Origin of the sequence: Aeromicrobium chenweiae (assembly GCF_003065605.1) — a bacterium.
Classification (GTDB): Bacteria; Actinomycetota; Actinomycetes; order Propionibacteriales; family Nocardioidaceae; genus Aeromicrobium; species Aeromicrobium chenweiae.
Genome location: NZ_CP026952.1, coordinates 2459597 through 2473738, shown reverse-complemented (window position 1 = coordinate 2473738; position 14142 = coordinate 2459597). Strand labels below are relative to the sequence as shown.

14 protein-coding genes are annotated in these 14142 nt (G+C 69.6%); 9 read left to right on the top strand and 5 right to left on the bottom strand.

Annotation, left to right across the window (positions count from 1 at the left end; all coding sequences use genetic code 11):
• Positions 1 to 78 precede the first annotated feature (78 nt).
• Positions 79 to 387, bottom strand: coding sequence for a hypothetical protein (locus tag C3E78_RS11970; protein WP_108578666.1), 309 nt, complete (start codon positions 385 to 387; stop codon positions 79 to 81).
• Between the two features lie 322 nt (positions 388 to 709).
• Here C3E78_RS11970 and C3E78_RS11965 point away from each other — a divergent pair, with 322 nt between their 5' ends.
• The 4 genes from C3E78_RS11965 to C3E78_RS11950 all read left to right on the top strand — a co-directional run bounded on the left by C3E78_RS11965 (position 710) and on the right by C3E78_RS11950 (position 5502).
• Positions 710 to 2488 carry an acetolactate synthase large subunit gene (locus C3E78_RS11965; protein WP_108578664.1) on the top strand — a complete coding sequence of 593 codons (1779 nt, stop codon included), beginning with the start codon at positions 710 to 712 and terminating at the stop codon, positions 2486 to 2488.
• A complete protein-coding gene (gene ilvN, locus C3E78_RS11960; RefSeq protein ID WP_108578662.1) occupies positions 2488 to 3018 on the top strand; it encodes an acetolactate synthase small subunit in 531 nt (176 codons plus the stop codon). The genes C3E78_RS11965 and ilvN overlap by 1 nt, the downstream gene beginning before the upstream one ends.
• Before the next feature lie 22 nt (positions 3019 to 3040).
• A complete protein-coding gene (gene ilvC / locus C3E78_RS11955) occupies positions 3041 to 4066 on the top strand; it encodes a ketol-acid reductoisomerase (protein ID WP_108578660.1) in 1026 nt (341 codons plus the stop codon).
• A 209-nt stretch (positions 4067 to 4275) separates the two neighbouring features.
• A complete protein-coding gene (locus C3E78_RS11950; RefSeq protein WP_108578659.1) occupies positions 4276 to 5502 on the top strand; it encodes an esterase-like activity of phytase family protein in 1227 nt (408 codons plus the stop codon).
• A 6-nt stretch (positions 5503 to 5508) separates the two neighbouring features.
• Here the strand turns inward: C3E78_RS11950 and C3E78_RS11945 are convergent, their stop codons facing one another.
• Together C3E78_RS11945 and yczR are read right to left on the bottom strand one after the other, a co-directional pair.
• The gene (locus C3E78_RS11945) at positions 5509 to 5976 is read right to left on the bottom strand and encodes a nuclear transport factor 2 family protein (RefSeq protein ID WP_108578657.1); all 468 of its coding nucleotides are present in this window, start codon (positions 5974 to 5976) and stop codon (positions 5509 to 5511) included.
• Positions 5977 to 6013: 37 nt separating this feature from the next.
• Entirely contained in the window at positions 6014 to 7462 is a 1449-nt protein-coding gene (yczR, locus tag C3E78_RS11940) for a MocR-like transcription factor YczR (RefSeq protein WP_108578655.1), read from the bottom strand.
• A 60-nt stretch (positions 7463 to 7522) separates the two neighbouring features.
• On the opposite strand from yczR, the gene C3E78_RS18475 reads away from it, so the two are divergent.
• Positions 7523 to 7684, top strand: coding sequence for a hypothetical protein (locus C3E78_RS18475; protein ID WP_168217171.1), 162 nt, complete (start codon positions 7523 to 7525; stop codon positions 7682 to 7684).
• Between the two features lie 166 nt (positions 7685 to 7850).
• The gene (gene yczE / locus C3E78_RS11935) at positions 7851 to 8540 is read left to right on the top strand and encodes a membrane protein YczE (RefSeq protein ID WP_199906811.1); all 690 of its coding nucleotides are present in this window, start codon (positions 7851 to 7853) and stop codon (positions 8538 to 8540) included.
• A gap of 72 nt (positions 8541 to 8612) precedes the next feature.
• On the opposite strand, the gene C3E78_RS11930 is transcribed toward yczE, so the two are convergent.
• A complete protein-coding gene (locus C3E78_RS11930) occupies positions 8613 to 9176 on the bottom strand; it encodes an O-methyltransferase (RefSeq protein WP_108578653.1) in 564 nt (187 codons plus the stop codon).
• A 499-nt stretch (positions 9177 to 9675) separates the two neighbouring features.
• On the opposite strand from C3E78_RS11930, the gene C3E78_RS11925 reads away from it, so the two are divergent.
• The 3 genes from C3E78_RS11925 (at position 9676) to aspA (ending at position 13393) form a co-directional block, all read left to right on the top strand.
• Positions 9676 to 10749: a 3-isopropylmalate dehydrogenase gene (locus tag C3E78_RS11925; protein WP_108578651.1), complete on the top strand. Its 1074-nt coding sequence runs from the start codon at positions 9676 to 9678 to the stop codon at positions 10747 to 10749.
• Between the two features lie 44 nt (positions 10750 to 10793).
• Positions 10794 to 11891 carry a branched-chain amino acid aminotransferase gene (locus tag C3E78_RS11920; RefSeq protein WP_108580871.1) on the top strand — a complete coding sequence of 366 codons (1098 nt, stop codon included), beginning with the start codon at positions 10794 to 10796 and terminating at the stop codon, positions 11889 to 11891.
• Between the two features lie 80 nt (positions 11892 to 11971).
• Positions 11972 to 13393 carry an aspartate ammonia-lyase gene (gene aspA / locus C3E78_RS11915; RefSeq protein ID WP_108578649.1) on the top strand — a complete coding sequence of 474 codons (1422 nt, stop codon included), beginning with the start codon at positions 11972 to 11974 and terminating at the stop codon, positions 13391 to 13393.
• 19 nt (positions 13394 to 13412) lie between these two features.
• On the opposite strand, the gene C3E78_RS11910 is transcribed toward aspA, so the two are convergent.
• The gene (locus C3E78_RS11910; RefSeq protein ID WP_135804802.1) at positions 13413 to 14108 is read right to left on the bottom strand and encodes a hypothetical protein; all 696 of its coding nucleotides are present in this window, start codon (positions 14106 to 14108) and stop codon (positions 13413 to 13415) included.
• Positions 14109 to 14142 lie beyond the last annotated feature (34 nt).

Here is a 14142-nt window from a genome sequence, read left to right as displayed (position 1 = left end):
GCCGGGGGCGTCCGCACGGCCCCGGACGCACGACGGCCCGGAGGAGAGGATCTCCGCCGGGCCGTCAGTGAGCGGGTGCTAGCTCGCGACACACTTGCTGAACTTGCTGGTCAGGTCCATCAGGGCCTTCTGGTCCTTCTTCGGGCCCTTGTAGTCCTTGTCGCCCTCGACGATCGCGTTCAGGGTCTTGTCCGACAGCTTCGAGTCGACCAGGACGCCCGACACGCAGTCGGCGGCCGACTCCGGGATCGAGGTGCCGAAGACGCTGTCCTTGCTGGTGATCGACTTCTTGACCTCAGCCTTGCTCGGCCGGTCGTCGCCTCCGCCACAGGCGGACGTCAGGGCAAGCGCGGCAACGAGCATGGCCGTGCTGAGTGACTTCTTCATGTTCTCCCCAAGGTAAGGGCCTGCCGCGGTGTGCTGGCAGGCCGACCGGCCCATCCTGCCAGTAGATGGGGTAGTTGTCAGTTCATGGACCGAGTCCACATGCTGGTACGAAACGTCTCACGGCTTGATAATCTGTGGCGTCGAGAGGAGACTGAGCACGTGCAGATCTGGATTCTTGTAGTAGACGACTGACGCGACGGCCCACGCCCCGCGTCTCCCTCGAATGTCCCCAGCGAACGGTCTGGGGCCGGGGGATTTTTTTATGCGAACAGGCCGGTCGCGACCCGGCACACGAGCGATGAACAGTTAGGTAGCAGAACTCATGACCGAGCAGATCTCTGAGCAGCTGACGGGGGCGCAGAGCCTCGTCAGGGCCCTGGAGCACGCCGACGTGGACACGATCTTCGGCATCCCGGGCGGCGCGATCCTCCCGGCGTACGACCCGCTGTTCGACTCCCAGCAGATCCGCCACGTCCTCGTCCGCCACGAGCAGGGCGCCGGTCACGCCGCCCAGGGCTACGCGATGGTCACCGGGAAGGTCGGCGTCTGCATGGCCACGTCCGGCCCCGGTGCGACCAACCTGGTCACCGCGATCGCCGACGCGTTCATGGACTCCGTGCCGATCGTGGCCATCACGGGGCAGGTCGCGAGCCACCTCATCGGCACCGACGGCTTCCAGGAGGCCGACATCCGCGGCATCACGATGCCGATCACCAAGCACAGCTTCCTGGTCACCGACGCCGCCGACATCCCGCGCACCATCGCGGAGGCCTTCCACATCGCGCTCACCGGTCGCCCCGGCCCGGTCCTGGTCGACATCTCCAAGGACGCCCTCCAGGCGATGACGACCTTCCGCTGGCCGAGCGAGCTCGCGCTCCCGGGCTACCGTCCGACGACCCGGCCGCACGGCAAGCAGGTGCGCGAGGCCGCCCGGCTGATCGCGGCGGCGAAGCGTCCGGTCCTGTACGTCGGCGGCGGCGTCATCAAGGCGGACGCCGCGGCCGAGCTCAAGGTCCTGGCCGAGATGACCCAGATGCCTGTCGTGACCACGCTGATGGCGCGGGGCGCGTTCCCCGACTCGCACGAGCTGCACCTCGGCATGCCCGGCATGCACGGCACCGTCGCGGCCGTCGCCGCGCTGCAGAAGAGCGATCTGCTCATCTCGCTCGGTGCCCGTTTCGACGACCGGGTGACCGGCCACCTCGCCTCGTTCGCCCCTCTCGCCAAGGTGATCCACGCCGACATCGACCCGGCCGAGATCTCCAAGAACCGCACCGCGGACGTCCCGATCGTCGGCGACTGCCGCGAGGTCATCGCCGACCTGATCACGGTGCTGCAGAAGCAGGCGGCCGACGACGGCGTCCGCGGCGACTACTCCGCCTGGAAGGCGCAGGTGCTCGCGATCAAGGCCAAGTTCCCGGTCGGGTACGACAAGCCCGAGGTGGGCCTGGCGCCCCAGACCGTGATCGAGCGGATCAGCGCGATCGCGGGCCCCGAGGCGACCTACGTCGCCGGTGTCGGCCAGCACCAGATGTGGGCCGCGCACTACGTGGACTACGAGCGTCCGCGCCAGTGGCTGAACTCCGGCGGCGCCGGCACCATGGGCTACGCGGTCCCCGCCGCGATGGGCGCCCAGGTCGGGCTCCCCGGCGAGGTCGTGTGGGCCATCGACGGCGACGGCTGCTTCCAGATGACCAACCAGGAGCTCGCGACGTGTGCGCTCGAGGGCATCCCGATCAAGGTCGCGGTCATCAACAACTCCTCGCTCGGCATGGTGCGCCAGTGGCAGACCCTGCTGTACGGCAGCCGCTACTCCAACACGGACCTCCACACGGGTCCGGAGTCGATCGGCGCCCGCCGCATCCCGGACTTCGTGAAGCTCGCCGACGCCTACGGCTGCGTCGGCCTGCGCTGCGACAGCGAGGCCGATCTCGACGCGACGATCGAGAAGGCCATGGCGATCACCGACCGCCCCGTCGTCATCGACTTCGTGGTCGAGCGTGACGCCATGGTGTGGCCGATGGTCCACGGCGGCGCCAGCAACGACGACATCCAGATCGCGCGAGATCTCGCGCCCGAGTGGGACGACGAGGACCTCTGATGACATCGCACACCCTTTCTGTCCTGGTGGAGAACACGCCCGGTGTCCTGGCGCGTGTGTCCAGCCTGTTCATGCGACGCGGCTTCAACATCGACTCGCTGGCGGTGGGCCCGACCGAGATCCCCGAGATCTCTCGCATGACGATCGTCGTCAACGTGGACGAGCTGCCGCTCGAACAGGTGACCAAGCAGCTCAACAAGCTCGTCAACGTCCTGAAGATCGTCGAGCTCGAGTCGTCGAGCGCGGTCGAGCGAGAGCTGATGCTCATCAAGGTCAAGACCGACCCCCAGACGCGCGGACAGGTGCTGGAGACAGTCAATCTCTTCAGGGCTAAGGTGGTGGACGTTGCCACCGACGCCGTGACGATCGAGGCGACCGGCGACGCGGGGAAGCTCACCGCGATGCTCAACGTCCTCGAGCCGTTCGGCATCCGCGAGATCGCCCAGTCCGGACGCGTGGCCATCGGCCGCGGGTCCCGTTCCATCACCGACCGCACTCTTCGCGCCCTGCCCGGCACGCAAGCAAGCTGAAACGAACAAGGAGACGTACCCCGTGGCTGAACTGTTCTACGACGACGACGCTGACCTGAGCATCATCCAAGGCCGCCATGTGGCGGTCATCGGCTACGGAAGCCAGGGTCACGCTCACGCGCTGAACCTGCGCGACTCCGGCGTCGACGTCCGGGTCGGACTTCCCGAGGGCTCGAAGAGCCGCGCCAAGGCCGAGGCGGAGGGCCTGCGGGTCCGCTCGGTCGCCGAGGCCGTGGAGGAGGCCGACGTGATCGTCGTGCTGGCGCCCGACCAGGTGCAGCGCCACGTCTACACCGAGTCGATCGAGCCGAACCTCGTCGACGGCGACGCGATCGTCTTCGGCCACGGCTTCAACATCCGCTTCGGCTACATCACGCCCCCCGAGGGCGTCGACGTCGTGCTCGTCGCCCCCAAGGCGCCGGGTCACACGGTCCGTCGTGAGTTCGTCGACGGCCGTGGCATCCCCGACATCATCGCGGTCGAGCAGGACGCGAGCGGCAAGGCGTGGGACCTCGCGCTGTCGTACGCGAAGGCGATCGGCGGCACCCGCGCCGGCGTCATCAAGACGACGTTCACCGAGGAGACCGAGACCGATCTCTTCGGCGAGCAGGCCGTGCTGTGCGGCGGCATGTCGCACCTCGTCCAGGCGGGCTTCGAGACGCTGACCGAGGCCGGCTACCAGCCCGAGATCGCGTACTTCGAGGTGCTGCACGAGCTCAAGCTCATCGTCGACCTCATGTGGGAGGGCGGCATCGCGAAGCAGCGCTGGAGCATCTCCGACACCGCCGAGTACGGCGACTACGTGTCGGGCCCCCGCATCATCGACGCCTCGGTGAAGGAGCGCATGCAGGCCGTGCTCGCCGACATCCAGGACGGCACCTTCGCCAAGCGCTTCATCGACGACCAGGACGCCGGCGCGCCGGAGTTCCTCGCACTGCGCGAGAAGGAGGCCGGTCACTCGATCGAGGCCACCGGCAAGGTGCTGCGCTCGCACTTCTCGTGGAAGCAGCAGGACGCCGACTACGTCGACGGCCAGGCCGCCCGCTAGTCACCGCACCACCCCCGCGAGGGCGTCACCGCTTCGGCGGTGGCGCCCTCGCCTGCGTGACGGGAGCCCCCCGCCCGCCGAGGGGAGCCCCCCGTCCGTCGAGGGGAGAGTTCAGCGCCTCCTCACGTGCCGTTCGCCGGCACGTCGTGTGGGTCGGTTTGGCTCGGTGCGAGGGCGGGGGGACCGCTCCACGACCTGAGGAGCCAGACATGCACCGTTTCCACCACACCGCCCGACGCACGGGGATCGCCGCGGGCCTCGCCGTCGCCCTGGCGGGAGCAGCGCTCTCCCCGGCGACCGCGTCCGCCCACGGCGGTCACACGACCGAGCCCCGACTGCTGGCCCGAGCGCTGCTGTCGGCGGACTTCCAGGCGCCGGGACCGCCGTCCGGTGCCAAGGCGACCCCGGCCAACGGACGACAGGGGCCCTTCCCCGGCCAGGTGATCCCCGGCTTCTCCGCCGCGATCGACAACGGCGACGGCACGTTCTGGGCCCAGCCGGACAACGGCTTCGGGGCCAAGGGCAACTCGGCGGACTTCCTGCTGCGTCTGTACCTGGTCAAGCCGCGCTGGAAGACTGCCGCCGGGGGCGCCGGAAAGGTCGAGGTGCTGCGGCACATCACGCTGTCCGACCCGCGGCACCGGATCGGCTTCCCGATCGTGAACGAGACGACCCGGGACCGGCTGCTCACCGGGGACGACCTCGACATCGAGTCGGTGCAACGCGGCCGCGACGGATCGTTCTGGATCGGCGACGAGTTCGGCCCGTTCGTCGTCCACGTGGACGCCCGCGGGCGCGTCCTGTCCAAGCCCCTGGGCTTCCCGCTCGGGAAGTCGCCGCAGAACCCGCACCTGGCCGGCGAGCAGCCGAACACGCAGGCCAGCGGCGGGTTCGAGGCCATGGCGCAGTCACAGGACGGCCGCTACCTCTACCCGGTCACCGAGAAGGGGCTGGTGGACGACACCGACAAGCGGCGCCGGGTCATCTCGCAGGTCGACACGCGCACCGGGCGGTACACGGGGCGCACCTGGACGTACCGCGCCGACACCGACGCCGGGCTGGCCGCGGACGCGCAGGTCACCTCACATGGACGCCTGCTCGTGCTGGAGCGGGACGACCTCGACGGGCCGAAGGCGGTGACCAAGAAGGTCTACGAGGTGCGTCTCGGCCGTGACGGGTCCACCACGAAGAGGCTCGTCGTCGACCTGCTGCGGATCGCCGACCCGGCAGGCATCAGCACCGGTGGTGGGTGGGGGACCGGCAGGCAGTTCTCGTTCGGCTTCCAGTCCGTCGAGACCCTCGTGCCGCTGCGGAACGGGCACCTGCTGATCGCGAACGACAACAACTACCCGGGCAACTCCGCGCGACGCCCCGGGACGCCGGATGACACCGAGATGATCGTGATCGATCCCGGCAGCCGGGCCCACCGACGCTGAGGGGCGTCAGCGCAGCGGGATGTCCGTCGTGTCCTCGGGCGACCGGGGGCCGAAGATGCGGCGGTCGGCCTCGTCGATCGGGACGTCGTTGATGCTCGCCTCGCGACGGTTCATGTAGCCGCGCTCGTCGAACTCCCAGTTCTCGTTGCCGTGGCTGCGCCACCACTGGCCGTCGGCGTCGTGCCACTCGTACTGGAACCGGACGGCGATGTGGTTGCCGCTGAACGCCCAGAGGCTCTTGCGCAGCGCGTAGTCGAGCTCGCGCTCCCACTTGGCGGTCAGGAACGCGACGATCTCGTCGTGCCCGGTCACGAACTCCGAGCGGTTCCGCCACTGCGAGTCCGGGGTGTACGCGCCCGCGACCCGGCGGGGGTCGCGGCTGTTCCAGGCGTCCTCCGCCGCCTGGACCTTCTGGCGGGCCGTCGCCTCGTCGAAGGGCGGGACGGGAGGGCGTGGGGCCGGGGCGTCGGTCATGTCTCTCCTCGAAGGGGTGGGCGGGGGAGTGCAGCTCTCAGGCGATCATCTCGAGCGTCCCGGTCCGCCGGGGCCCGGCGGCCGGCTCGGACGAGCCGATGACCTCCTCGTACGCGAGGCGGAGGCGGCGGACCGCCTCGGTGAGGGTCTCGTGGGACTGGGTGTACGGCATGCGGAGGTGGCGCTCACCGGCTGCCCCAGCGCGGCTGAAGAAGCGGGGCCCCGGGGTGAGCAGCAGCCCGTTCCGGGAGGCGGCAGCGGTCAGCCGGGACGAGATGCGGTCGGGGAGGGAGAGCCAGAGGTTGAGCCCGCCTGCCGGGCACGGCGCGGCGAAGTCGGGGAGCTCGCGAGCCAGCTCGGCCAGCAGGTGGTCCCGCCCGGCGCGGAGCCGCGCACGTCCGGCCGCGGCGGTCTGCCCGCCCTCGGTCAGCAGCTCGGCCAGCACCAGCTGGTCGAACGCCGACGTGCCCAGGTCGTCCATCATCCGGGCCTGCACGATCGGCATGACCAGGTCGTGCGGTGCCCGGATCCAGCCGACCCGCAGACCGCCCCAGAACGACTTGGACGACGAGCCCATCAGGAGCGCCCGCGGGTCGTACGTCGCGAACACCGGCGGCATCTCGACGCCGTCCAGGTTGATCTCGCGCAGTGACTCGTCCACGATCGGGACGACGTCGTGCCGCCGCAGCTCGCGGGCCCACGCGATGCGTTCCGCGTCGGTCATGACGGCCGCGGTCGGGTTGTGGAAGTCCGGGATGAGGTACGCGGCGCGATGGGTCGATCCGGCCAGCGTCTCGGCCATCACGGCCGGCTCCCACGGGGACCGGTCGACCGGGAGGGCCGACAGGCGGGCGCCGGCGGCGGTGAACGACTCGTGGGCGTGCGGATAGCTGATCCCCTCGACGACGACCCGGTTGCCGGGGTCGACGAGCACGCGGGCGAGCAGCGAGATCGCACCCATCGCCCCGCTCGTCACGATGATCTGCCCGGGATCGGTCGGCAGGCCCGCCTCGGTGTAGCGCTGCGCGAGGATCTCCCGCAGCACCGGCAGCCCGTCGGGCAGGTAGCCCGTCGTCGCGAGCAGGCCCGGCAGCTTGGTCGCCGCGGTCTGGAACGCCCTCGCGAGCCCGGGCGTCCCGGCCGGCGCGGAGTAGGTCAGGGCGATCGTGTCGGAGTCGTCCGGCGTGACGATCAGGCTGCTGGCGCTGGAGGCCTCGAGCGGGACCCGGACGACGCTGCCCGACCCCTGGCGTGAGTGCAGGATGCCCAGGTCGCGCAGCTCGGCGTACACGCGGCTGGTCGTCGTGCGGCTCACCCCGATCGCGGCCGCGAGCTCACGTTCGGACGGCAGCCGGCTCCCGTCCCCGACGCGTCCGTCGACGACGAGCAGACGGATGCGGTCCGCGATCTCCCGGTACGCCGGGCCGGCGTGGTCGAGCGGACCGAGCAGGTCGGCGAGACGGCGGGCGGAGAGGATCAGTGCCATGAGTCCACTGTGTCATGATTGGCTATGGAATACAGGGCCAATCGGCTTCACGCTGGACGCATGAACGTGTTCCTCGTCGTCATCGGCCTCCTGGTGGTGCTGTCGATCGTCCGGCTCGTGCGTCTCGTCGCGCGCGACGGGCTCGGCACCAACCCGCCCCCGCGCAGCCACCCCGAGGAGCTGAGTTCCCGCAGCAAAGAGAGTCGATACACATCCATGTAGCAAGACTACACATTGCATGCAGTTCTGTTCGCTTGTTCTTGACGATTCAGGGCGTCACACTCAAACCAGGAGCCAAACCGGTTCACCCCCCTCACGCCTTCAAGGAGGCCACCATGCTCGTCATCGAATCCGAGCTCGGGGACTGGGCCACGCAGCAGCTGCGCCGATGAACGGGATCATCGGGCGGCTGGTCCGCCTCAACGTCGGCCTGTTCCTCTACGGCTTCACGATGGCGATGATGGTCGAGTCGACGCTGGGCCTCGACCCGTGGGACGTCTTCCACGAGGGTGTGACCGAGCACGTGGGCCTGACGTTCGGCCAGGTCGTCATCGTCACGGGCGCCTTCATCCTGCTGCTGTGGATCCCGTTGCGGCAACGCCCGGGCGTCGGGACGGTGCTCAACGTCCTGGTCATCGGCCTCGCGGCGGACTTCGGCATCGCGCTGATCGTCCAGCCGGACCAGCTGTGGTTGCGGGTGCTCCTGCTCGTCGGCGGCATCGTCGGCAACGGCTTCGCCGGAGCGCTCTACATCGGCGCGGCGCTCGGTTCGGGTCCCCGCGACGGGCTGTGGCTCGGCCTCGTCAGGCGGACGGGCCGCAGCGTCCGGCTGTGGCGGACGGTCATCGAGGTCACGGTGCTCGGGGTCGGGTTCCTCCTCGGCGGCACCGTGGGCGTCGGCACGGTCCTGTACGCCCTCACGATCGGCCCCATCGTCCAGTTCTTCATGCCCTTCACCTCCTCCACCACCGCCGACGAGTCGCGTACGGACGCTGACGAGTCGCGCACGGACGACGCCGACGAGTCACGCACGGAAGGTGACGAGTCACCTAGCGCGGCGGCGCCCGTCTGCGAGTGACTCCTGGGCGTCCGTACGTGACTCGTGGACGTCCGTACGTGACTCCTCGGCGTCCGTACGTGACTCGTGGGGTCAGCGGCGGGTGGCGATGAGCAGCGATGCGTCGACGTCGATCAGCATCTCGACCGCGGCGAAGCGCTCGTCGGTGAGCCACTGCTCGCGGACGGTGTCGACCCGGCCCTCCACGATCGGCGGCCAGAAGGCCGACGGGACGAAGTCGTCGAGGATGACCATGCCGCCGGGCTCCATCAGGTCGGCCAGCACGTCGATGCTCTCCATGACCTCGCGCACGTCGACGAACAGCAGCGAGAACGGGGCGTACTGCTCGAGCGTCGACCAGTCGCCGGCGATGACGTCGACGTTGTCGGTGTCGGCGAAGATCTTCTGGACGTCCTGGGCCAGGGCCGGGTCGAGCTCGGCGCTGACGACCCGCGCGTCCTTCGGCGCACCGCTGGAGAGCCAGGCCGAGCCCACGCCACAGCCGGTGCCGAGCTCGGCGAGCGTGCCCCGGCGGGATGCGGCCAGGGCGGCCAGCAGCCGGCCGGTCTCGTTGCGGATCGACGTGATGAAGCCCCGCTGACGGGAAAGATCCAGGGTCCTCGCGACGAGATCGGGGACTTCGGCGGGTGCACTCACGTCACCAGTGTTCCACGGACCGTGACCCCGCGAGCCCCGCGACGTCTCGTCGACTGAGACGCGCGCCCCGATTGCGGACGCTGCCCGGATCGTCTGCGTAGGCTGTCAGCACCATGCGGAAGCAGCTCGTACTCATCGCTTGCCGCGGCAGGGCCTCTTAGGGCCACACCCTGCCGCGGTGTTTCGGCGTTGGCCCGCCGTTCCGCCCGCAGGGTTCGCGATCATGATCTGAATCGCACATCTGACATCTCTCCCCGGACGATCTCCGGACATGTGGCGCGTGCCGAACGGCGGACCTTCGCCGGACCCGCACCGCCAGACATCCGTCCGAACCGAAGGAGAAGATCATGGACCGCAACCTGATGGAGTGGGGACCGGCGCACCTGCGTGACGAGGCGCCGCGGACCGAGATCGAGCCGTCCGAGCGACCCGACGACAACTGACCACATGTCGATACCGCAGTTTCACATCCTGAGATGTGTTCCGTAGGATGTCGCCCATGACCCGCTCTTTCTCGCTCGCAGTCGTGGCCGGTGACGGCATCGGACCCGAGGTGACCTCGCAGGCCCTCAAGGTCCTGGACGTCATCGCCCCGGCGCACGACCTCGCGTTCACCACCACGGACTACGACCTCGGCGCACGTCGCTACCACGCGACGGGGGAGACCCTGCCGGACTCGGTCCTGGAGGAGATCCGCGGTCACGACGCGATCCTGCTCGGTGCGATCGGCGACCCGAGCGTGCCGTCGGGCGTCCTCGAGCGCGGACTCCTGCTCAAGCTGCGCTTCGCGCTCGACCACTACGTCAACCTGCGCCCGTCCAAGCTGTTCCCGGGTGTGGCCACCCCGCTGGGCGATCCCGGCGACATCGACTTCGTGGTCGTCCGTGAGGGCACCGAGGGGCCGTACGTCGGCAACGGCGGTGCGATCCGCGTCGGTACGCCGCACGAGCTCGCGACCGAGGTCAGCATCAACACCGCGTACGGCGTGGAGCGCGTCGTCCGCGACGCCTTCGCCCGCGCCCAGGCGCGTCCGCGCAAGAAGCTGACGCTGGTCCACAAGAACAACGTCCTCGTCCACGCGGGTCACCTCTGGAGCCGGACCGTCGCCGCCGTCGCACCGGAGTTCCCCGACGTGACGGTCGACTACCTGCACGTCGACGCGGCCACGATCTTCCTCGTGACCGACCCGGCTCGGTTCGACGTCATCGTCACCGACAACCTGTTCGGCGACATCCTCACCGACCTTGCCGCGGCGATCACCGGTGGCATCGGCCTGGCCGCGAGCGGCAACGTCAACCCCGACCGGACGACGCCGAGCATGTTCGAGCCGGTCCACGGCTCGGCTCCCGACATCGCGGGACAGTCGAAGGCCGACCCGACCGCGGCGATCCTGTCGGGTGCCCTGCTGCTCGAGCACCTCGGCGTGCCCGAGGCCGCCGCGCAGATCACCGCGGCCGTCGAGGCCGACATCGCCGGACGCGGCGCCGTCCCCCGTTCCACCGAGGAGGTGGGGGAGGCCATCGCGCAGAGCGTCACGGATCTGGGCGCGGCCGAGGGCGTACCGGTCGGTTAACGACCGCTTACCTTCGCCCGACAGAGAGTTGTACCGTGACCATCATGACCTCCACCCCGTTCTCCGCGACCTTCACCCGTAACGACGCGGCGAAGCCCGCGGAGGAGCGCGACACGATCCTCGCGAACCCGGGCTTCGGCAACCACTTCACCGACCACATGTTCCTGGCCGAGTGGACCCCCGAGACCGACTGGGCCAACGCCCGCGTCGTGCCCTACGGCCCGCTCCAGATCGACCCCGCGACGGCCGTCCTGCACTACGCGCAGGAGATCTTCGAGGGCCTCAAGGCGTACGTCCACGAGGACGGCTCGGTCTGGCTGTTCCGCCCCGAGGCGAACGCGGCCCGGATGCAGCGGTCGGCGCACCGTCTGGCGCTGCCGGAGCTGCCGATCGACTGGTTCCTCGGCTCGATCAAGGCCCTCGTCGAGACCGACCGCGACTGGATCCCGGCCGGCGGCGAGAAGAGCCTCTACCTGCGTCCGTTCATGTTCGCGTCCGAGGTGTTCCTCGGCGTCCGCCCGAGCCAGCACGTGACCTACTCGGTCATCGCCTCGCCGGCCGGCGCGTACTTCTCCGGTGGCGTCCAGGCGGTCTCGATCTGGTTGTCGTCGGAGTTCTCCCGCGCAGGCGCCGGTGGCACCGGCGCCGCCAAGTGCGGTGGCAACTACGCCGCGTCGCTGCTGCCGCAGCAGGAGGCCGCCGAGCACGGCTGCGCCCAGGTGGCGTTCCTGGACTCGACCGAGCAGAAGTGGATCGAGGAGCTGGGCGGGATGAACCTGTACTTCGTCCACTCCGACGGCTCGATCGTCACGCCGGAGCTGTCGGGGTCGATCCTCGAGGGGGTCACCCGTGACTCGATCATGCAGATCGGCCGCGACCTCGGGCACGAGGTCGTCGAGCGCCGGGTGTCGATCGACGAGTGGCGCGAGGGTGCCGCGGACGGCACGATCACCGAGGTCTTCGCGTGCGGCACCGCCGCCGTCGTCACCCCGGTCGCGTCCCTGAAGTGGGACGGCGGTGAGGCCGTGTCCGGTGACGGCGAGCCCGGCAAGGTCACGAGTGACATCCGGTCCGCGCTGGTCGACATCCAGTACGGGCGCGCCGAGGACCGGCACGGCTGGATGCAGCGCATCGTCTCCTGACGTGGCACCTGCTCGGACGTGGGGTGGTCGGGCATCTGTGAAACTCTGGTTGTGACCACCGTCACGACCGAGGAGAGTTCATGTCCGTCGCCACACGTTCCGAGCACGACCTGATCGGAGACCGTGAGGTTCCCCTCGAGGCCTACTGGGGCGTGCACACGCTCCGCGCGCTCGAGAACTTCCCCATCACCGGCATCCCGATCGGCAAGAGCCCGTACCTCGTCGAGGCCCTGGCGAGCGTCAAGCAGGCGGCCGCCGCGGCGAACCACGACCTGGGGCTGCTGGACGACGAGCGGCACGCGGCGATCACGGACGCCTGCGAGGAGATCCGCGGCGGGGCGCTCGCCGACCAGTTCGTGGTCGACGTCATCCAGGGCGGCGCCGGCACCTCGACGAACATGAACGCCAACGAGGTCATCGCGAACCGCGCGCTCGAGCTGATGGGGCACAAGAAGGGCGAGTACGCGCTCCTGCATCCCAACGAGCACGTGAACCTGAGCCAGTCCACCAATGACGTCTACCCGACGGCCGTCAAGATCGCGATCATCCTCGCCACGAAGGACCTGCTGGCCGCCATGGAGGTGCTGGAGGAGTCCTTCGCCCGCAAGGCCGACGAGTTCCACGACGTCCTCAAGATGGGGCGCACCCAGCTGCAGGACGCCGTGCCGATGACGCTCGGCCAGGAGTTCCACACGTACTCCCTGATGATCGGCGAGGACCGCGCGCGCCTCGGCGAGGCCGTCCTGCTGCTGCACGAGATCAACCTGGGTGCCACCGCCATCGGGACGATGCTGAACGCCCCCGCGGGCTATGTCTCGTCGGCGTGCGAGCACCTGGCGAGGCTCACCGGGCTGCCCCTGGAGAGTGCCGTCGACCTGATCGAGGCGACGCAGGACTGCGGTGCGTTCGTGCAGCTGTCCGGCACGCTCAAGCGCGTCGCGGTCAAGCTGTCGAAGATCTGCAACGACCTGCGCCTCCTGTCGTCGGGTCCCCGCGCCGGCTTCAACGAGATCAACCTGCCCGCGGTGCAGGCCGGGTCGAGCATCATGCCCGGCAAGGTGAACCCCGTGATCCCTGAGGTCGTCAACCAGGTCGCGTTCCAGATCATCGGTCACGACGTCACGGTCACGATGGCGGCCGAGTCCGGACAGCTGCAGCTCAACGCGTTCGAGCCGGTCATCTGCTACTCGCTGTCCGCCGGCATCTCCCGGCTGCGCGAGGCGATCATGGTGCTCGCGGGCCGGTGCGTCGACGGCATCACCGCGAACGCCGAGCTGCTGCGCGCCGAGGTGGAGAACTCGATCGGCCTGGTCACCGCGCTCAACCCCTACATCGGGTACGCCGCGGCGACGGAGGTGGCCAAGGAGGCCCTGGCGACCGGACGCGGCGTGGCCGAGCTCGTGCTCGAGCACGGCCTGCTCCCGCGGGAGAAGCTCGAGGCGATCCTGCGACCGGAGACCCTGGCCAACCTCGCACCGCGCACGTACCAGCCCAAGCCCTGACGGGGGCGGGTCCGGCCGATCAGGGGGCGAACAGTGTCGTCGCGGGGTCGTCGAGCACCCGGACGACCAGGTGGTTCTCCTGTGCGTCGTAGTCGATGCGGATCGCCACGGCCCGGTCCTTCGGGGTCTCCGCGGCGGACGGGTCGCCGAGTCCGTACGCGATGTCGCGCAGTGTCACGGTGGCCTCGCCGACCGGGTCGTTGGCCGGCCACTCGGCGATGAGGCGGTGCACGAGCCCGGCGAGAACGGCCCCGTACATCGCGTGCTGTCCCCGGTCGACGCCCTGCAGGTGGATCTCGGGCAGGCCGAACGACGTCAGCCCGACGGTGCGCAGCTCCCCGGCGTCGAGGTGGGCGTAGTCCGCGACGTACCACTGTGTGGCGTGGGCGAGCGAGACCGCGTCGGCGCGCTCCTCGACCACACGGGGGATCGCGAGGTCGATGACCACCCCGTCGTGCTCCTCGGCGAGGCGCAGGGCCTCGACGCGGACGTCGCGCTGGGTGAAGGCGGCGTCCTCGACGTGACAGGTGCGCATCAGGAGCAGCTGGTGCTGGCGCGTGCGCAGTCGCTCCAGCGCCGGCTCGGACGTGCCGTAGCGCCGCAGCAGCTCGGGCGACGGCGGGGGGATGAGGTCCTCGGACTCCAGCGGTGCCGCTGTCACGACGGCGTACATCACGCTGGGCTCCACCGTGAGGGGAACGGGTCTGGCGGTCATAGATCGGTCAGTCTAGACTGACCGCATGCAGAGC